This is a genomic window from Streptomyces sp. NPDC050147 (assembly GCF_040660195.1).
In the GTDB taxonomy this organism is placed as follows: domain Bacteria; phylum Actinomycetota; class Actinomycetes; order Streptomycetales; family Streptomycetaceae; genus Streptomyces.
The window spans coordinates 79010-97191 of the sequence record NZ_JBFALJ010000022.1 but is presented as its reverse complement, the minus strand read 5'-3'; the positions used below and the strand labels follow the sequence as shown (position 1 = coordinate 97191).

Sequence of the window (18182 nt, the reverse complement as noted above, 5' to 3'; positions counted from 1 at the left end):
CACCACGGCAGGGCGCCCGCGCCGGGCCCGTACTCTTGCCGGTTGTGACCCGTAAGCCCCGCATCCCGCCCTCTCCCCTGCCGCAGCGGCGCGGCGTCGACCCCATGCGGGTCAAGCTGCCCGCCGACGCGGCGTGGGCGACCGTACGGGATCATCTCGTCGAGCGGCTCAAGGCCGGGCCGGGAGTGATCGACGGGATGCTGCGGGACGGGCTGATCGTCGGCGTGGACGGGCTTCCCGTGGCGCCGGACGCCCCCTATGTGCCCGGCACCTTCGTGTGGTTCCACCGGGATCTGCCGGACGAGGTCCCCGTGCCGTACGGCATCGACGTGGTCTACCGCGACGAGCACATCGTCGTCGCCGACAAGCCCCACTTCCTGGCGACCACACCCCGCGGCAGCCACGTCACCGAGACCGCGCTCGCCCGGCTCCGCAGGGATCTCGACATCCCCACGCTCGGTGCCGCACACCGACTGGACCGGCTCACCGCCGGGCTGATCCTCTTCACCGTGCGGCCGGAGGAACGCGGCGCGTACCAGACACTGTTCGGTGAGCGGCGGGTGGCGAAGGAGTACGAGGCCGTGGCCGTCCACGACCCCCGCGTCGAACTCCCCCGCACCGTACGCAGCCACATCGTCAAGGAGCGCGGCATCATCGCCGCGTACGAGGTTCCCGGCGCCGAGCCCAACAGCGAGAGCCGCGTCGAACTCACGGAGTACAACGGCACGTTGGGCCGCTACCGCCTCACGCCGCACACCGGCCGCACCCACCAGCTGCGCGTGCACATGAACGCGCTGGGTCTGCCGATCCTCGGCGATCCGGTCTACCCGCTGGTGACGGGCCCGGTGCCGCCGGACGACTTCCGGCGGCCCCTGCAACTCCTGTCACGGGTACTGGAGTTCAAAGACCCCGTCACGGGCGCCGACCACCGCTTCGTCAGCGCACGCGAGTTGGGCGCCTGGACCTCGTACGACTCCTGGCACGACTCCTGCCAGAGCCCGCCGGTGGACGGTCAGTAGCCCCGCCACCAGGTGACGAGCCGCCGCCACACCCCCTGTCGTGGCACGGACACCACCACCGGCGCGGACTCGGGCACGGGCGGCGGCGCAGCGGGCTGCGCGGCCGGTCCGGGCGTCGGCCGGGGCGCGGGCGTCGCGGGATTCGCGGGCCGCGGCGCCGGGGACGACACGTGCCAGTCTTTGCGCGCGTCGGGGACCCGCGCCATGGGCCGCGCCATGACGTCCTGCGGAGGCCGCGGCGCGAAATGCACCGGAAGCGACACCAGGTGCCGGGAGAGGATCGACGAGGTCCACCGCAACTCGTGCTCCTCGACGGCGAGTTCCACGTCCGGGAAGCGCATGAGCAGCGCGTCCACCCCCGTGTCGGCGATGGCGCGGCCGAGGTCCTGCCCCGGGCACTCGTGCGGACCGCCGCTGAACGCCAGGTGCGAGCGGTTGCCCTGCATGTTGGCGGTGAGGTCCGGGCGCACGACGGGGTCGACGTTGCCCGGCGCGATGCCGAGGATCAGACCGTCGCCCGCCTTGATCTGCTTGCCGCCGAGCTGGGTGTCCTGCTTGGCGAAGTAGCCGATCATCGCGCTGAACGGCGGCTCGTCCCACAGGGACTGCTCGACCGCCTCGGGGACCGTCATCTGGCCGCCGCTGAGCTGGGCACGGAAGCGCGGGTCGGTCAGGACCATGCGCAGGGCGTTGGCGATGAGGTTGGCCGTGGCCTCGTACGAGGCGATGAGCACGAGGCGCAGGTGCGCGGCGACCTCGTCGTCCGTGAGCTGCGCGGGCTGCGCGATGAGGTTGCTGGTGAAGTCCTCCTCGGCCTGCGCCCGGCGGCGCGCCACGAGCCGCATCAGCGCGTCCATGATGTACGCGTTGCTGGCGATGGCGGTCTCGGTGCCCTTGAGCATGTCGCGGGCGGCCTGCACCATCCGCTCGTTGTACTCCTCGGGCATGCCGAGAACATGGCACATCACCATCATCGGCAGATGCTCGGCGAACTGGCCCACGACGTCGGCGCGCCCGTCCTGGCAGATGTCGTTGAGCAGGAGGTTGCTGTATCGGTTGATGTAGCGGCGGATGCCACGGTGGTCGAGGCTCGCCATGGCGCCGGTGACCGCGCCGCGCAGCCGCTCGTGCTCGTCGCCCTCGGCCATGCTGGCCATGGGCTGCCAGGTGACGACCGGGGCGAGCGGGTGTTCGGGGCCCATGGAGCCGTCGAGGACGGCCCGCCACTGGCGCGGGTCGCGGGTGTACTGGGAGGGGGTGCGGACCATGTGGAGGTTCTCGCTGTGACCGAGGACCGCCCAGATGGGTACGTCGTTGTGCAGCAGGGCCGGGGCCACCGCACCGTGCTCGGCACGCAGCTTCTCGTACACGCCCGCGAGGTCGGTCTCCGCCTCGGGCCCGTAGAGGCGGCGCAGGCCGCCGGCGCCGAGGCCGTGCGCGGGGCAGCCGGGCGGCGGCATGGCGGGGTCTTCCGTGCCGGGGTGGGATGGGGAAGGAGTCGTCACGTTCGTTGCTCCGGGGTTGCGGATGAGGGAAAGGTCAGACGCGGGCCACGGTCAGGGAGTGCAGGTACCGCATGAGGGTCAGCAGGGTGTCCCGGCTCGATGCGCGCTGCCGGGCGTCGCACTTCAGCATCGGCACCTCCTCGTCGAGGTCGAGTGCGCGGCGCAGCGTCTCCATCGGGTGCTGGGGCGCGTCGGGGAAGTCGTTGACGGCGACGACGAAGGGCACACCACGCTCCTCCAGGCGGCCGATCACGTCGAAGCTGACTTCGAGGCGGCGGGTGTCGAGGAGGACGACCGCGCCGAGCGCCCCTTCGAAGAGGCCGTTCCACAGGAACCAGAAGCGCTCCTGGCCGGGGGTGCCGAACAGATAGAGGACCAGCTCCTCGGAGATGCTGATCCGCCCGAAGTCCATCGCCACGGTGGTGGCGGTCTTGCTGTCGGAGCCGTAGTTGTCGTCGACGCCGATGCCCGCCTGGGTCATGGTCTCTTCGGTGGTCAGCGGACGGATCTCACTGACCGAGCCGACCATCGTCGTCTTGCCGACCCCGAACCCGCCCACGATCACGATCTTCACCGCGGCCGTGGCCGTATGCGGCAGGACCTCTTCGTTGCTGGGCCCGGTGATCGTGTCAGAGCTTTTGAAGTCCATGCATCACCGCTTCGAGAAGGGAACGATCGGGGAGCGTGGAGCGGACGATCGGCGCCCGCGCCTGTACCAGGTCAGCCCCGAGCATCTTCGTGAGCAGCACGGTCACCACGCTGAACGGCAGCGCGAGATACGCCGAGAGCTCGGCGACGGACAGTGGCGTCTTGCACAGCCGCAGGACGACGGAGTGCTCGGGTTCGGCCGTGGGCGGTGCCTCGCCGTGCGCGACGATCAGCGTGACGAGGTCGAGCTCTGCCCGCTCGGTGTCCTCGCCGGTCAGGATGTAGAGCCGCTCGGGGTTCTCCGGGCTGCGCCGTTCCCGTTGCGGAGGGTCGTCCCGGTGGGAGGGGTTGTCGCCTTGCGGAGGGTCGTCCCGGTGGGAGGGGTTCTCGCCTTGCGGAGGATTCATACGGCCTGCCCGTCTCGCCGGGGCGGGCTCGTCAGATGGGCGCCGATCCGGACGACCAGGTCCCGCATGCGGTTGCCGATGAGGCCCGCGTCGACGGTCTCGTCGGCCAGCACGGCGAGATACGCCCCTGCTCCCGCGGCCATCAGATAGAAGTAGCCGCCGCCGACTTCGATGATCACCATGCGCATGCCGCCGTCGGCGTGCGGAATCTCGGTGGCGACCGCGGCGGCCAGGGACTGAAGTCCCGCGCAGGCGGCGGCGAGCCGGTCGGCGGCGTCAGGGTCGCCGCCGTAGCGCGCGATGCGCAGGCCGTCCGCGGAGAGCACCACGATCTGCCGGGTCTGCGGCACGCCGTCGGCGAGCTCCTTGAGCATCCAGTCGAAATTGGCCCGTTGCTGGATCACTTCCAGCCCCCCTCGTCGGCGTTGTCGGCACTGTCGGCGGTGCCGTGGTCGTTCTCGCTGTGGCCCTTGGGGAACAACGGGTCAGCGGCCGCGGAGTCGTCGCCGTTGACACCCTTCATGAAGGCCTCGATCCAGAGACCGGGTTCCTTCTCCTCCTTCTTCGCCGGCTCGGGTACGACGGGTGCGGCCGCCTGCGGGGAGTACTGCGCGCGCTGCGCCGCGTACCGCTCGTCCGCGGCTTCCTGGGCCAGACGCTCGTGCAGCGGGGTGCGGACCCTGCTGCGGCGCTGCGGCAGACCGTTCGACGTCCACTCCGTGACCTCGGGGATGTCGTCCTCCATGGCCGCGCCGAGCGACTTGGAGAGCGGCGGTCCCGCCGTCATCACGCGAGGCTTCTTGCGCCGGATGCCGTGGGCCTCCTCGATGGGCACGCCTTCGGAGTTCACCCGGGGCACCGCGGACGCGCCGATGCCGTGGGCGAGGCCGGGGGCGGGCCCGGTGGTGATCATCTCGTGCGGGACGATGAGCACCGCGCGGACGCCGCCGTACGCGGACTGCCGCAGCGAGACCTGCAGGTTGTACATCTGCGAGAGCCGTCCCACGACGGCCATCCCGAGGCGCGGGCTGTCGCCGAGGTCGTTCAGGTCGAAGCCGGCCTGGGCCCGCGCGAGCATGCGCTCGGCTCGTGCCCGTGCCTCCTCGCTGAGGCTGACGCCGCCGTCCTCGATCTCGACGGCGATGCCGGTCTGCACCTCGACGGCGGTGACGTGCACGCGGGTCTGTGGCGGCGAGTAGCGGGTGGCGTTGTCGAGCAGTTCGGCGCAGGCGTGGATGAGCGGCTCCACGGACGTGCCGCGGATCGCGACCTTGGCGATCGAGTGCAGGTCGACGCGCTGGTACTCCAGGATCCGGGACATGGCGCCGCGCAGGACGCTGAACAGCGGTACGGGCTTGGGCCATTGGCGTCCCGGGCGGGCGCCGCCGAGAACGGTGATCGAGTCGGCGAGGCGACCGATCAGTGCCGTGCCGTGGTCGATGCGCAGCAGGTCGTCGAAGACCTCGGGGTTGCGGCCGTGGAACTCCTCCATCTCGCGCAGTTCCGCGGACTGTTGGTGGACGATGGACTGGACGCGCCGGGCGATGTTGACGAAGGCTCGCTGCGAGGACTCGCGCATCGCCTCTCCGGAGTCCAGAGTGTCCAGGACGTTGCGGAGCAACTTCCGCTGTGACTGCGGCAGTTCGGCGAAGGACTCGTCGGCGTCGACGAGATGGCGGATGACCTCCGAGGGCGCTTCGCCCTGGCGGAGCCTGTAGACGGCTTCGGGGATGATCTCCCTGCCCAGGCGGATGGTCTCGTCGTCATGGGACGCGATGCGCCGCTCCAGGGAAGCGAGCCGCTGCGCGTACTGGGTGTGCAACTCCCGGATGGACCGGCCGCGTCGTACTGCTTCGGCGCCGACCGCGACGACCACGAGGGTCGCGATCGCGCCGCACCAGCCCACCGCGATGCGGGCGGGTTCCGGCACCGCGGCGACGGCGGCTCCGGTAGCCGCGGCCATCAGCATGGCGGGCAGCAACAGCACGCGTACGTAAGGGACTTCTCGGCCACCGGGAGGCGATTGAACACTCACCATGTATGCCCTCTGAAGACTTGTCTCGGGGGAGGAATGGGGGAAGTGCTGGAAATGGGGGGGATGCTCGGGGAGTTGGGCGCTGGAGACGTATGCGAACAATCGAAAGATTTGGGAACAAGCGCGCGAATCTATCGCAACTCGTTTCAACTCGCCGCGCTCCGGGCGAGCTTAGTCCGCCGAAATCATCGCCGAGTCATATTCAGCAAGCCCCTGCAGCGCGCTCTCCGGCGGGCATACACTCGGCCCCATTTGCACGCGTGGCGATCAATCGAACACGTGGAGTGATGGCGTCGAACAGGCGGACCTGGATACGAAAAAGGGCGGGCCCGGGGGTGAAACCCCGGGCCCGCCCTTCTCGACGCCAGCCGTAAACCGACAGCCATCAGACGTCAGACATCAGCCGACAGCCGTCAGCCGTCAGCCGACGGAGCTGTACGCCACCACACCTCGCAGCAGTTGGTCCACGGCCTTACGGGCGTTCTTGGCCACGGTGGAACCCTCACGGGGAGCGGCGGCCGAGATCTGCCCCAGTACGTCGATCACCTGCTTGCACCACCTGACGAAGTCCCCGGCCGGCATCTCCGCCTCCCGCAGCACCTCGTCAAGGCCCTTGCCCGAAGCCCACATGTACGCCGACCAGGCAAACCCGAGGTCCGGCTCCCGCTGCCCGACCCCTTCCGCCTGGTTGATCTTGAACTCTTCCTCCAGAGCATCGAGCCGACCCCAGATCCGCACCATCTCACCGAGGGAGGCCTTCACCTTCCCGGAGGGCAGCTTGGGGGCGAGCGCGTCGTCCGCCATCCGGGCCTCGAACACCAACGCCGAGACGCACGCGGCCAGTTCGGCCGGGCTGAGCCCCTCCCACACGCCTTCGCGCAGGCATTCGCTCGCAAGGAGATCCAGCTCTCCGTAGAGCCGGGCGAGCCGCTTGCCGTCCTGAGTGACCTCGTCATCCCGGAGGTAGTCCATCTCGGTGAGCAGCGCGACGATCCGGTCGAAGGTCCGCGCGATGGTGTTCGTGCGCCCCTCGATGCGCCGCTCCAGCTGGACGGTGTCCCGCCGCAGCCGGTAGTAGCGCTCGGCCCACCGTGCGTGGTCCTCCCGCTCGTCGCACCCATGGCAGGGGTGCGCCCGCAGTTCCGTGCGGATGCGGGCGATCTCGCGGTCGTCGGCAGCGGCGGCGCGTCCCTTGCGGTGCCGCTCCGGGACGATGTGCCCGGCCTTCGTGCGCAGGGCGGACGCCAGGTCCCGGCGCGACTGCGGCGAGCGCGCGTTGAACGACTTCGGGATGCGCATCCGCTCCAGCGTCTCGACCGGCACCGGGAAGTCCATCGACGCCAGCCGCTTGACCTGCCGCTCGGCGGTGAGCACCAGGGGCCTGGGCCCGTCCTGGTGCTCGAAGCCGCGGTGGCCGTTGACCCGCCCGGCGGGGATCCCCGGGTCGAGGACGAGCGCCAGGCCCGCGTACTTCCCGGTCGGCACATGGATGATGTCACCGGGCTTGAGCTTCTCCAGGGCCGCGGCGGCGGCCGCCCTGCGCTGGTTGGCACCCTGCTTGGCGAGCTCGGTCTCCCGGTCCTTCAGCTCGCGGCGCAGGCGCGCGTACTCCTCGAAGTCGCCCAGGTGACAGGTCATCGAGGCCTTGTAGCCCTCGAGCCCCTCTTCGTTCTTCTGGACCTGGCGGGAGATGCCGACGACCGACTTGTCGGCCTGGAACTGCGCGAAGGACGTCTCCAGAAGCTCGCGCGAACGGTGCCGCCCGAACTGCTCGACCAGGTTCACCGCCATGTTGTACGAGGGCTTGAAGCTGGACCGCAGCGGATACGTGCGCGTGCCGGCGAGCCCCGCGAGGTGCTCCGGGCTCATGGCGCGCTGCCACAGGACCACCGCGTGGCCCTCGACGTCGATGCCGCGCCGCCCGGCACGGCCCGTCAGCTGTGTGTACTCACCGGGCGTGATGTCCGCGTGCTGCTCGCCGTTCCACTTGACCAGCTTCTCCAACACGACGCTGCGCGCGGGCATGTTGATGCCGAGGGCGAGGGTCTCGGTGGCGAAGACGGCGCGCACCAACCCGCGGACGAAGAGCTCCTCGACGACCTCCTTGAAGGTCGGCAACATACCCGCGTGGTGCGCGGCGATGCCGCGCTCCAGACCTTCCAGCCATTCGTAGTAACCAAGGACGTGCAGGTCCTCGTCCGGGATGGCGGCCGTGCGCTCCTCGACGATCTCGCGGACCCGGGCCCGCGCGTCCTCGCCGTTCAGCCGGAGCCCCGCGTGCAGGCACTGCTGCACGGCGGCCTCGCAGGCCGCGCGGCTGAAGATGAAGGTGATCGCGGGCAGCAGGTCTTCGGAGTCGAGGCGTTCGATGACCTCGGGCCGCCCCGGCGTCCAGATCCGCGACCGCTGTCTGCGCTCGCGCTCACGGTCGGCCTCGCGGACCATCTTGCCCTTGCGGCGCTCCCGCGGGTTGTACGAACGGCTCGCCTCCATCCGCGCCATGCGCGTGAGGTCGGGGTTGACGGCCTTTCGCCGGCCCTCGCCCTCCTCGAAGAGGTCGTACATCCGGCGCCCGGCGAGGACGTGCTGGAACAGCGGCACGGGCCGGTGCTCCGAGACGATCACCTGGGTGTCGCCGCGCACGGTGTCCAGCCAGTCGCCGAACTCCTCGGCGTTCGAGACGGTCGCCGACAGGGAGACCAGCGTCACCGACTCCTGGAGGTGGATGATCACCTCTTCCCAGACGGCGCCACGGAAGCGGTCGGAGAGGTAGTGCACCTCGTCCATCACCACATAGCCGAGGTTCAGCAGCGACTGGGAGCCCGCATACAGCATGTTCCGCAGCACTTCGGTGGTCATCACGACCACCGGGGCGTCGGAGTTCACGCTGTTGTCACCGGTGAGGAGACCGACCTTGTCCGCGCCGTATCTCTTGGAGAGGTCGGCGTACTTCTGGTTGGAGAGCGCCTTGATGGGCGTCGTGTAAAAGCATTTCCTGCCCTGCAGCAGGGCCAGGTGCACGGCGAACTCGCCGACGATCGTCTTGCCCGAACCCGTGGGGGCGGCCACGAGCACGCCCTTGCCCGCCTCGAGCGCCCGACAGGCCTCGATCTGGAAGGGGTCGAGGCCGAATTCGTACATCTCGCGGAAGCCCGCGAGTGCGGTGGCCTGCTCGACAGCGCGCTCGCGCGCCGCCGCATACCGCTCGGCCGGTGAGAGGTCCTCTGTCATCGTGCTTTCGAGACTACCGGCCACCACTGACAACGGACGATCATTATCTGCCTTACGGCTCCCTCGGCCCCTCAGGTCCAAGCACCCGCACGGCCCCCGGCACGCACTGTGCCGTCAGCGGCAACCCGCCGAGCTGCTCGCCGTCCGCGTAACCGGTGACTGCCGGGGCAGCCAGCTCCACCTTCGATGCCCGGAACACGGTGACCTCGGGGTGGTCCAGGTGCGTGCCCTTGTAGACGCGGGGGAAGACCTTCAGGAGCGTCGTACGGCTGCAGTCGCCGACCACCGTGACGTCGAAGAGGCCGTCGCTCATGTCGGCCCGCGCGCAGATCCTCATGCCCCCGCCGTACGACGATCCGTTCCCTACGGCGACGAGCGTCGCGTCGGCCTCGTGGACCTGCTCGTCGTCCAGCGTGATCCGGAACGGGATGGGCCGGAAGGCCGCGAGCTCCACAGCCATCGCGAGGTCGTACTTGAAGCGTCCGGTGGGCCATCGCATCCGGTTGCCCCGGTCGTTGACCCGTGAGTCGAAGCCGGAGGCGAGCACGGTGCCGAACCATGTCTTGCCCACCCGGCCCAGGTCGACGTCGCGGGTGCGCCCCGCGTCGAGCGCCTCGGCGATGACGGCCCCCGCGGCGGCCGGATCACGCACCGGGAGCCCGAGGGCACGCGCGAAGTCGTTGCCCGTGCCCACGGCGATCACGCCCAGCGGCGTCGGTGTCCGCGCGACGGCCTGCAGCGTGAGGCTCGCCATGCCGTCACCGCCGACGGCCACCAGCGCGCGCGTCCCGGCATCGACGGCGTCGCGGGCACGGCGCAGCGCGTCGGCGGAGTCCTCACCGATGACCGTGCGTACGGAGTGACCCGCGGCCCGCAACGCGGAAGCGGCCGGCTGCGCCGCGTGGGCGCCCCGGCCGCGGCCCGCGGTGGGATTGACGAAGAGCGTGATCTCGCTGGTCACTGGGGTCCCCCCGGACGGAGTGTGGGGCAGGACCTTACAAGATCAGGTCACGTCGTCGAAACCGTTCACCCGGTCCCGTTTGGCTCCGTCGCCGCTCGCCTGCTCGGGCAGCGCCCTGTTCGCGGACACGGGCTCGATCTCGCCGACGTCCTCGGGGGTCAGGTCGAGATCGGACGCCTCGTCGTCGTCGGGCCCCGCCGCTTCGATCCTGGCCTTGCGCCGGTCGTTCAGGAGTGAGAAGCCGGTGGCCGCGAAGTAGAGCACCCAGATCGGTCCGGCGAGGGCCATCATGGTCAGCGGGTCCGTGCTGGGCGTCGCCACGGCCGCGAAGACCGTGATGCCCATGATCATGCCGCGCCACCAGCCGAGCATGCGCTTGCCGGTGATGACTCCGGTGAGGTTGAGCATCACCAGGAGCAGAGGCAGCTCGAAGGAGAGACCGAAGACGACCACCATGCGGGTGACCAGGTCGATCAGCTCGTCCAGCGGCAGCTGGTTGTCCACGCCGGTGGGTGAGAACTCGAGCAGCACCCGTGCCATCGTCGGCAGCGTCTTGTACGCGAAGAACGCGCCGCCCATGAACAGCGGGAAGCCGGCGCTCACGAACGCGTACGCGTACTTCTTCTCGCTCTTGTGCAGGCCCGGCGCGATGAAGGCCCACAGCTGGTACAGCCAGATCGGCGACGCGAGCACCACACCGGCCATCAGGGAGATCTTCAGGGCGAGCGTGAACGGCGTGATCAGACCGTTCAGCACGATGCGCGCGCAGGTCTCCTCGCCACCCTTGTCCGCCAACTCGGTGAAGCTCGACTCGCAGCCTACGGAGCTCAGGATCGGGTTCGTGAAGAACTCGATGATGTCCTTGTAGAAGAAGGCAGCGACGATCGCGACGACGATGATGGCCAGCACGGCCTTCGCGAGCCGGTTGCGGAGCTCGCGAAGGTGCTCCGCAAGCGGCATCCGCCCCTCGGGATCCTGTTCCTTCTTGCGGGCAGACTTGAGCAACCCACGTCCTCATCTCGTGCGGCAGGCCGGCCGTCGCCGGCCTTGGATCAGCGCTGTGTGGTGCTGTCGGTGGGCTCGGTGACCGGGCGGGAGCTGGACACGTCGCCGGGCGCGGCCTGGATGGTGCGCGGCTGAGCGGCGGAAGGGTCGCCGGGCGGATCGGCCGGGGCGGCTTCGTCCTTCTTGCCGTCCGACTTCATCGCCTTGGCCTCGCTCTTGAGGATGCGCGCGGACTTGCCGAGCGACCGGGCCATGTCGGGAAGCTTCTTCGCGCCGAACAGAAGAATGACAACGACGAGAATGAGAATGATCTCGGGGGCGCCGATCTTTCCGGAAAACATACGTCTTTACCTTCTCACCGAGGCGGCAGGGGCGGGGCTGCCGGACAGGTCGGACTTGCTGTCCGGCCACCGTGCTGACAGCGATCGTAACGCTCAGGGGTGAACGCAGGGCAATCCCTGTGCGTACCCCCAGTTGCGGCCCGCGCCTCGCACTCCGGGCTACTTCAGCAGCGTACCTTCCGGACAAGGGAAGTTGACAGGCCGCGACGTCGATGCGCGTCTCAGCGGCATCGGCCGGACGCACGGGAGCTACAGGACGTCTCGGCTCGCGCGGGCCACACCCGTCGCCGCCGCCTCGAGATCCTCCGCCGCGCGATTGATCCGCTGCGTGGTCTGCGTCACTTGAGTGCTGAGGCGTTGCGCCTCGATGAAGACCCGAATCGCCAGTACGCCGAGCACCGCGAGGCCACAGAACCCCGCGGCGATCGCCAGCATCGCCCAGAACATGCGCCGAGCCTAGACGGTCGAGTGCAGACGCAGTGTCCGCACCCCGCCACCGGTGAGCAGCTCGACGATGCGTTCGCCCGCGGGTTTGCGCACCGCGTTGCCGCACTCGGGGCAGGTGAAGGAGTAGAAGGTGGTGCGGGCCGAGGCTCCGATGGCCAACCGCAGGGCGCCGGCGGAGAGCTCGAAGCGGGCGCGGCAGTCGGGGCAGGCGGCCTTGAAGAGCACGGGGGCGATTCTCGACATTCCGGGAATCTCAGACATAAGGCTGGTGGTCAATGCCCTTGCTCCTGCCTGTCGTACGACCCGTCAGGGTGTCGGTCATAGGCCGCGAGTGCCTCGCGTGCGGCCTGCCGTGCACTGTCCGCGAGATCCGTCGGCGAGACGATGTGCCCGTCACCGCCGAGCCGCAGCGCGAGCCTGCGCAGCGAGGTGGGCTCCGGGGTGCGCAGCGTGATCCGCAGGCCGCCGTCGGGGAGTTCATCGGCCGCGTCGTGGGGGTAGTACTCGGCGACCCAGCGGCCGCCCGGGCCGACCTCGATGACCACCTCGGGGTCCTCCGCGGCGGGCTGTACGAGCCCCTCGGAGAGATCGCGCAGTTCGACCTCGGGCGGCGCGGACGGCTCGTCCAGAATTCTGATCTCGGCCACCCGGTCAAGGCGGAAGGTGCGGCGCGCCTCGGAGAGGTAGCACCACGCCTCCATGTACGTGTGCCCGACGGCGAAGAGCCGGATCGGGTCGACCTCGCGCTCGGTGAGCTCGTCGCGCGCCGGTGAGTAGTAGCGCAGCCAGAGCCTGCGCCGCTCGGAGATGGCGCGGTCGACCTCGGCGAAGACGCCGCCCTCGGACTCGAAGGTCACCGAGAGGCGGGCGCTGGCGCCCGCGTTCTCTCCGGCCGCCGTCTCCAGCTTCGCGGTGGCGCGCACCAGCGCCTGCCGGTCGCTCTCGCGCAGCCCGGGGAGCGTGGAGACCGCTCGGGCGGCCACCAGGAGCGCGGTGGCCTCGTCGGCGGCGAGCCGCAGGGGGGCCGCCACGTCGTCCGGGTTGTGCCACCAGATGCGGTCGCCGTCGGTGTCGATGTCCAGGAGGTCACCACCGCGGAAACTGGTCCCGCACAGCGGCAGCACGTCCAGGTCGGAGATCAGCTCGTCCTCGGTGATGCCGAAGGCGCGGGCGACGTCGTGTACGTGGGCGCCGGGGCGCTCGCGCAGATAGGTCACGAGCGAAAGCATCCGCCGGGTCTGGTCGATGGCGTTCGAGGCCATGGTCTGTACGTCCCCTCAGCCCTTGGCCACGGCGCGCAGCCGGTCCACTACGTCGGCCCGCAGCTCGGCGGGTTCCAGAACCACCACATCGGGTCCGAACTCCACCAGCCAGGCGTCGAGCCCGTGCCCGTACGGAATCTCCAACTCGTCCCACCCCTCGCCCACTTCACGTATCCGGGCGGCTTTGGCGCGCAGCGGATAGCCCGCGCCCGTACGCAGTCGGATCAGGGCGGAGCGGTCGGCGCTCTCCCCGGCCCAGCTCGCGACGGTCTCGCGCACCGTGACCACATCGGGGATGTCGGCGGTGAACTTCCCGGCGCGGGAGCGGACCTTCCCGGTGATGCGCGAGAGCCTGAAGACCCGCTCGGCGCCGCGGTCGCGGTCCCAGCCCGCGAGGTACCAGTGGCCGCGCCAGCACTCCAGGGCCCACGGCTCGACGTGGCGCTGCTCGGGGCGGGCCGCGGTGGCCTTGCGGTAGTCGAAGACGACGGGGCGGCGGTCGCGGCAGGCGAGCATCAGCGGCTCGAAGGACGCCTCGTGCACGGGGATGCGCGGTTCGAGCGCGCTGTGCGTCCCGTACGGGTCGAGGTCCTCCGGGAGCCCGGCGGCGCGCAGCTTCTGCAGGGCGCCGCTGGCGGCCCCGGCGAGCCGGGCCTGCTGCCAGACCTTGGCCGCGAGGCCGAGCGCGGCGGCTTCCTCGGCGTCGATGGTGATGGGCGGGAGGCGGTTGCTGTCGCGGCGCGCGAGGTAGCCCACCTCGCCGTCGAGGTTCTCCACCGTCTCGATGACCAGGCCGAGTTCGCGCAGATCGTCCTTGTCGCGCTCGAACATCCGGTTGAAGGAGTCGTCGGACCCCGCCTCCAGATAGGCCTCGATGGACTCGCGCAGCTCGCGCTTGCTGAGCGGTCGCCGCGTCCCCAGCAGACACAGCGCCAGGTTCATCAGCCGCTCGGCCTTGGCAATGGCCATCGACGCCCTTTCTCAACAGTGCTTCCGACCGCCGACCGTACCGCCCCGGGGTGTCCGGGCAAAAGCCGAGGGCCCACGCCAGGACAGGCATGGACCCTCGGTGGACAGGTCTGATCAGACCCTGGCCTCAGGCGTCGCTCAGACGCCGACGAGGTCGCAGACGAAGATCAGGGCCTCGCCGGGCGCGATACGGCCGCCACCGGCGCCGCGCTCGCCGTACGCGAGGTGGGACGGGATGGTCAGCTTGCGCCGGCCGCCGACCTTCATGCCCTGCACACCCTGGTCCCAGCCGGCGATGACCTGGCCGGCGCCCAGCTGGAACTGGAGCGGCGTGCCGCGGTTCCAGGAGGCGTCGAACTCTTCACCTGTGGAGAAAGCCACACCCACGTAGTGGACGGAGACGGTGGCGCCCGCCTTCGCCTCAGGGCCTTCGCCCTCCCAGATGTCCACGATCTCGAGGTCGGTGGGGGCCGGACCGTCGGGGAAGTCGATCTCGGGCTTCTCGATACTCACGTCTCATGCTCCTGCTTTGATACGAATGACCAGCCGGGACAGTGTTACATCTTCGCGAGGATGTCCACGGTGAAGACCAGCGTGGAGTCCTTCTTGATGGTGCTGCCCTGCGGCGGCTGGTCACCGTACCCGAGCTTCGGCGGGACGACGACCAGGACGCGGCTGCCCACCTTCTTGCCGGTCAGGCCCTGCGCCCAGCCCTTGACGACCTGCGCGAGCTGGAACGAGGCGAGCTCGTTCCTCTTGTACGAGGAGTCGAACTCCTTGCCGTCGGCCCACAGCACGCCCTTGTACTGGCACAGGAGGCTGTCGGTCTTCTTGATCTCCTCGCCGTCGCCCTCGAGGATGTAGCTCGCGACGAGCTTCTTCGGGGCGTCCTTCTTCGGGACGTCGATCGAGGGGGCCTTGCCGTCCGTGTTCGTGCCGACCTTGGGCAGGTCGATGTTGGACTGCGCGACCTCCTTGCCCTTGGCCGAGCTCTTGGCGCTGAAGGTGCTCACCAGGTCGACGACGAAGACCAGCGTGTCGTCGCCCTTGATGCCCGCCTGCTTGTTGCCCTCCGTGCCGTAACCCATCTTCGGCGGGATCGCGAGCTGCACACGGCTGTCGAGCTTCTTGCCCACGAGCGCCTGGTCCCAGCCGGGGATGACCTGACCGACACCGATCGGGAAGACCGTGGGGTTGCCGCGGTCGTACGAGTTGTCGAAGACCTTGGCCGTGGCCCAGATCTGGCCGAGGTAGTTGGCCTGGAGGTAGTCGCCCTTCTTCACCTCGGCGCCCTTGCCCTCGACCAGGGTCTTCACCGCGAGGTCGGAGGACGGCTTGCCCGACCCCTTCGCGACGGTCGGCTTCTGACCGAACTTCGTCCCCTTCGTGATCTCGGGCAGGGGCCCGTCCACGATCTTCGCCGTCGGCGCGGCCGAGGTCGAGTTGGAAGGGGCTGGGCTGTCGCTGGTCTTGGCCTTGTCGGCCTTCTTGTCGTCACCACACCCGGCCAGCGTGAGCAGGCCGGCCGGAACAGCAAGGAGAAGTGAGCGTCGGCGCACGGTGGGGGCCTCGTATCGGTCGATCTTGTCGGTTGGCGTGCGCGCAACTCTACGCATGGAGAAGGGCGCCGTACGAGGAACGTACGGCGCCCCGCGTTGCGTTCCCGCAACGCGCCTGCTGTATCAGGGGTTACATTCCGGCGATCAGTTTCTCCACGCGGTCGTCCACCGACCGGAAGGGGTCCTTGCACAACACCGTGCGCTGTGCCTGGTCGTTGAGCTTGAGGTGCACCCAGTCGACCGTGAAGTCGCGGCGCTGCTCCTGGGCCCTGCGGATGAAGTCGCCCCGCAGCCGCGCGCGGGTGGTCTGCGGCGGCACCGACTTGCCCTCGAAGATCTTCAAGTCGTTGCAGATGCGGGCGGCTTGCCCCTTCTTCTCCAGGAGGTAGTACAGCCCGCGACGGCGGTGGATGTCGTGATATGCGAGGTCTATCTGCGCGACCCGCGGGTGCGACATGGTCATGTTGTTCTTCGCTCGGTACCGCTCGATGAGCTTGTACTTCATGACCCAGTCGATCTCCGTGCCGATGCGGTCGAGGTCCTCAGCCTCGATCGCGTCGAGCGTGCGGCCCCACAGCTCGAGGACCTGCTCGACCGTGCCCGTGCGGATGCCGCGGCGCTCCACGAAGTCCACGGCCTTCTCGTAGTACTCGCGCTGGACTTCGAGGGCGGAGGCCTCGCGGCCGCTGGCCAGACGCACCTTGCGGCGGCCCGTGATGTCGTGACTGACCTCGCGGATCGCCCGGATCGGGTTCTCCAGGGTCAGGTCGCGCATCACCGTGCCCGCTTCGATCATGCGCAGCACGAGGTCGGTGGCTCCGACCTTCAGGAGCATGGTCGTCTCGGACATGTTCGAGTCACCGACGATGACGTGCAGCCGGCGGTAGCGCTCGGCGTCCGCGTGCGGTTCGTCGCGGGTGTTGATGATCGGCCGGGAGCGGGTGGTCGCGGAGGAGACCCCTTCCCAGATGTGCTCGGCACGCTGACTGACGCAGTACACGGCGCCGCGTGGAGTCTGCAGCACCTTGCCCGCGCCGCACAGCAGCTGTCGCGTGACGAGGAAGGGAATGAGGATGTCCGCGAGCCGCGAGAACTCCCCGTGCCGGGCCACCAGGTAGTTCTCGTGGCAGCCGTAGGAGTTTCCCGCCGAGTCGGTGTTGTTCTTGAAGAGATAGACGTCGCCCGCGATTCCCTCCTCGTGCAGGCGGCGTTCGGCGTCGACGAGCAGGCCTTCCAGAATGCGCTCGCCCGCTTTGTCGTGCGTGACCAGCTCGGTCACGTTGTCACATTCCGGTGTCGCATATTCCGGATGTGACCCGACGTCAAGATAGAGGCGGGCGCCGTTCCGCAGAAAGACGTTGCTGCTGCGGCCCCATGAGACAACACGGCGGAAGAGGTAGCGCGCCACCTCGTCAGGCGACAGACGGCGCTGTCCCCTAAACGTGCACGTGACGCCGTACTCATTCTCCAGCCCGAAAATGCGGCGGTCCATGACTGAACATTACGCCTGATGCCCTGCCCTGAAACCGGGTTCGACGGCACCGTTTCGATCATTTTCCGATGAACCCGCAACGACCGTCGAATCAGCGGGGAGTACGAGCGCCCGAGCCGTGGCCAGCAGAACAAGCAGCGCGGCGACGCCCGCGCCCCCCGGAACGGCGAAGCCCCACACGGTCCCGCCCCACTCGACGACCGGCCCCGCGGCGGCCGTACCGAGCGACGCGCCGACCGTGAACGTGGTCACGAGCCAGGAGAACGCCTCGGTGACGGTGCCCCGCGGCGCGTGCCGGTCCACGATGATGAACGCGCACGCGAGCGCCGGCGCGAGGAAGACCCCAGCGACGGCCACGAGCGCCGTCATCGCGACCGCACCGGGCGTCAGCGTCAACGGCCAGTAGCCCAGGGCGAGCAGGGCCACCAGGACGGTCAGCCGCCTCTCCGGCACGCCGGCCCACTGCCGCGCCCCGTACACGGAACCGCCGACAAGAGCGCCGAGCCCGAGCGCCGCCATCATCCAGCCGTACACCGCGTCCCCGCCGTGTTCGTCGGCGTACGACACACCGGCGACGGTGATGGAGCCGAGCGCCATGCCGATGAAGAGGAAAGCGCCGAGCAGCGCGAGCAGCCCGGGTGAGCGCAGCGCGCCGAGCCAGTGCGCCTCACGAGGTGCCGAGCGCCACGCGCGCGAGGGCTGGGACACCACTACGGAGAGGGCGCCCAGCAGGCCGATGGCGTTCACGACGAGCAGTGCGGCCTGCTCGGACCAGAGCGCGGCGCAGCCGGTGATGAGCAAGGGGCCCACGGTGAACATGACTTCCTGGGCGATGGCGTCCATGGCGTACGCCGTGTGCACCTGCTCCTCCTTGCCGAGGACGCTCGGCCACAGCGCGCGCAGGCCGCCTTCGAGGGGCGGCGTGAAGAGACCCGCCACGCCCACCGCGACGTACGCGAGGCCGAGCGAATCGGGCCCGGTGAAGGCGAAAACCCCCATGCCGAGGGCGGAGACGACCGCGGAGGGGAGCTGGATGCGCGGCTGCCCGTACAGGTCCACCAGGCGACCGAGCAGCGGCTGCCCCACCGCGTTGGTCACCCCGTACACGGCGGCGAGAGCACCGGCCAGGGTGTACGTCCCGCCCTCGGCGCGGATGAACAGCACGATCGCGATCGCGGCCGTCGCGTTCGGCAGCCGGCCCACCAGCGTGCCCGCGAGCAGCCGCCCGGCGTATCTCGTCCGGAGGATCTCCGCGTATCCGGCAGCCATGTTCCCGCCCCTCACTCTGCGCCCAGCGCTGA

At 69.5% G+C, this 18182-nt stretch carries 18 protein-coding genes; 1 reads left to right on the top strand and 17 read right to left on the bottom strand.

Annotation, left to right across the window (positions count from 1 at the left end):
- Positions 1–104: 104 nt before the first annotated feature.
- Positions 105–1019, top strand: a complete 915-nt coding sequence (locus tag AB0I94_RS29310; protein ID WP_363312758.1) for an RluA family pseudouridine synthase — start codon at positions 105–107, stop codon at positions 1017–1019.
- Here AB0I94_RS29310 and AB0I94_RS29305 read toward each other — a convergent pair.
- The 17 genes from AB0I94_RS29305 to AB0I94_RS29225 all read right to left on the bottom strand — a co-directional run bounded on the left by AB0I94_RS29305 (position 1013) and on the right by AB0I94_RS29225 (position 18150).
- Positions 1013–2479 carry a cytochrome P450 gene (locus AB0I94_RS29305; protein ID WP_363312757.1) on the bottom strand — a complete coding sequence of 489 codons (1467 nt, stop codon included), beginning with the start codon at positions 2477–2479 and terminating at the stop codon, positions 1013–1015. The genes AB0I94_RS29310 and AB0I94_RS29305 overlap by 7 nt on opposite strands.
- A 79-nt stretch (positions 2480–2558) precedes the next feature.
- On the bottom strand, positions 2559–3173 hold the full coding sequence (locus AB0I94_RS29300; RefSeq protein ID WP_363312699.1) for an ATP/GTP-binding protein: 615 nt from the start codon (positions 3171–3173) through the stop codon (positions 2559–2561).
- Complete coding sequence (locus AB0I94_RS29295; protein ID WP_363312698.1) at positions 3154–3579, bottom strand: DUF742 domain-containing protein; 426 nt, start codon at positions 3577–3579, stop codon at positions 3154–3156. Before AB0I94_RS29295 ends, AB0I94_RS29300 begins: the two co-directional genes overlap by 20 nt.
- Positions 3576–3983 carry a roadblock/LC7 domain-containing protein gene (locus AB0I94_RS29290; protein ID WP_344520684.1) on the bottom strand — a complete coding sequence of 136 codons (408 nt, stop codon included), beginning with the start codon at positions 3981–3983 and terminating at the stop codon, positions 3576–3578. Before AB0I94_RS29290 ends, AB0I94_RS29295 begins: the two co-directional genes overlap by 4 nt.
- On the bottom strand, positions 3980–5617 hold the full coding sequence (locus tag AB0I94_RS29285; RefSeq protein ID WP_363312697.1) for an ATP-binding protein: 1638 nt from the start codon (positions 5615–5617) through the stop codon (positions 3980–3982). The genes AB0I94_RS29290 and AB0I94_RS29285 overlap by 4 nt, the downstream gene beginning before the upstream one ends.
- A 417-nt stretch (positions 5618–6034) precedes the next feature.
- Entirely contained in the window at positions 6035–8845 is a 2811-nt protein-coding gene (locus AB0I94_RS29280; RefSeq protein ID WP_363312696.1) for a DEAD/DEAH box helicase, read from the bottom strand.
- Between the two features lie 52 nt (positions 8846–8897).
- On the bottom strand, positions 8898–9806 hold the full coding sequence (locus tag AB0I94_RS29275) for a diacylglycerol kinase (RefSeq protein WP_363312695.1): 909 nt from the start codon (positions 9804–9806) through the stop codon (positions 8898–8900).
- 42 nt (positions 9807–9848) lie between these two features.
- Complete coding sequence (gene tatC / locus AB0I94_RS29270; RefSeq protein ID WP_363312694.1) at positions 9849–10811, bottom strand: twin-arginine translocase subunit TatC; 963 nt, start codon at positions 10809–10811, stop codon at positions 9849–9851.
- Between the two features lie 47 nt (positions 10812–10858).
- Entirely contained in the window at positions 10859–11152 is a 294-nt protein-coding gene (gene tatA / locus AB0I94_RS29265; protein ID WP_160503964.1) for a Sec-independent protein translocase subunit TatA, read from the bottom strand.
- A 249-nt stretch (positions 11153–11401) separates the two neighbouring features.
- Positions 11402–11599, bottom strand: a complete 198-nt coding sequence (locus AB0I94_RS29260) for a hypothetical protein (RefSeq protein ID WP_363312693.1) — start codon at positions 11597–11599, stop codon at positions 11402–11404.
- A gap of 9 nt (positions 11600–11608) precedes the next feature.
- A complete protein-coding gene (locus AB0I94_RS29255) occupies positions 11609–11860 on the bottom strand; it encodes a hypothetical protein (protein ID WP_160510146.1) in 252 nt (83 codons plus the stop codon).
- A gap of 11 nt (positions 11861–11871) precedes the next feature.
- Complete coding sequence (locus tag AB0I94_RS29250; protein WP_363312692.1) at positions 11872–12861, bottom strand: WYL domain-containing protein; 990 nt, start codon at positions 12859–12861, stop codon at positions 11872–11874.
- A gap of 15 nt (positions 12862–12876) precedes the next feature.
- Positions 12877–13830 carry a WYL domain-containing protein gene (locus AB0I94_RS29245; RefSeq protein ID WP_363312691.1) on the bottom strand — a complete coding sequence of 318 codons (954 nt, stop codon included), beginning with the start codon at positions 13828–13830 and terminating at the stop codon, positions 12877–12879.
- Between the two features lie 138 nt (positions 13831–13968).
- Positions 13969–14343: an FKBP-type peptidyl-prolyl cis-trans isomerase gene (locus AB0I94_RS29240; protein WP_363312690.1), complete on the bottom strand. Its 375-nt coding sequence runs from the start codon at positions 14341–14343 to the stop codon at positions 13969–13971.
- Positions 14344–14387: 44 nt separating this feature from the next.
- On the bottom strand, positions 14388–15389 hold the full coding sequence (locus AB0I94_RS29235; RefSeq protein WP_363312756.1) for an FKBP-type peptidyl-prolyl cis-trans isomerase: 1002 nt from the start codon (positions 15387–15389) through the stop codon (positions 14388–14390).
- 130 nt (positions 15390–15519) lie between these two features.
- Positions 15520–16881: a Pup--protein ligase gene (pafA, locus tag AB0I94_RS29230; protein WP_363312689.1), complete on the bottom strand. Its 1362-nt coding sequence runs from the start codon at positions 16879–16881 to the stop codon at positions 15520–15522.
- 9 nt (positions 16882–16890) lie between these two features.
- Positions 16891–18150: an MFS transporter gene (locus tag AB0I94_RS29225; RefSeq protein ID WP_363312688.1), complete on the bottom strand. Its 1260-nt coding sequence runs from the start codon at positions 18148–18150 to the stop codon at positions 16891–16893.
- Between the last annotated feature and the right edge of the window lie 32 nt (positions 18151–18182).

Coding starts and splice junctions, on each gene's coding strand:
- AB0I94_RS29260 (WP_363312693.1), bottom strand. CDS start 11,599: ATGTTCTGGGCGATGCTGGCGATCGCCGCGGGGTTCTGTGGCCTCGCG.
- AB0I94_RS29300 (WP_363312699.1), bottom strand. CDS start 3,173: ATGGACTTCAAAAGCTCTGACACGATCACCGGGCCCAGCAACGAAGAG.
- AB0I94_RS29245 (WP_363312691.1), bottom strand. CDS start 13,830: ATGGCCATTGCCAAGGCCGAGCGGCTGATGAACCTGGCGCTGTGTCTG.
- AB0I94_RS29255 (WP_160510146.1), bottom strand. CDS start 11,860: ATGTCTGAGATTCCCGGAATGTCGAGAATCGCCCCCGTGCTCTTCAAG.
- AB0I94_RS29295 (WP_363312698.1), bottom strand. CDS start 3,579: ATGAATCCTCCGCAAGGCGAGAACCCCTCCCACCGGGACGACCCTCCG.
- AB0I94_RS29285 (WP_363312697.1), bottom strand. CDS start 5,617: ATGGTGAGTGTTCAATCGCCTCCCGGTGGCCGAGAAGTCCCTTACGTA.
- AB0I94_RS29280 (WP_363312696.1), bottom strand. CDS start 8,845: ATGACAGAGGACCTCTCACCGGCCGAGCGGTATGCGGCGGCGCGCGAG.
- AB0I94_RS29250 (WP_363312692.1), bottom strand. CDS start 12,861: ATGGCCTCGAACGCCATCGACCAGACCCGGCGGATGCTTTCGCTCGTG.
- AB0I94_RS29310 (WP_363312758.1), top strand. CDS start 105: ATGCGGGTCAAGCTGCCCGCCGACGCGGCGTGGGCGACCGTACGGGAT.
- tatA (WP_160503964.1), bottom strand. CDS start 11,152: ATGTTTTCCGGAAAGATCGGCGCCCCCGAGATCATTCTCATTCTCGTC.
- AB0I94_RS29305 (WP_363312757.1), bottom strand. CDS start 2,479: ATGCCGCCGCCCGGCTGCCCCGCGCACGGCCTCGGCGCCGGCGGCCTG.
- AB0I94_RS29225 (WP_363312688.1), bottom strand. CDS start 18,150: ATGGCTGCCGGATACGCGGAGATCCTCCGGACGAGATACGCCGGGCGG.
- pafA (WP_363312689.1), bottom strand. CDS start 16,881: ATGGACCGCCGCATTTTCGGGCTGGAGAATGAGTACGGCGTCACGTGC.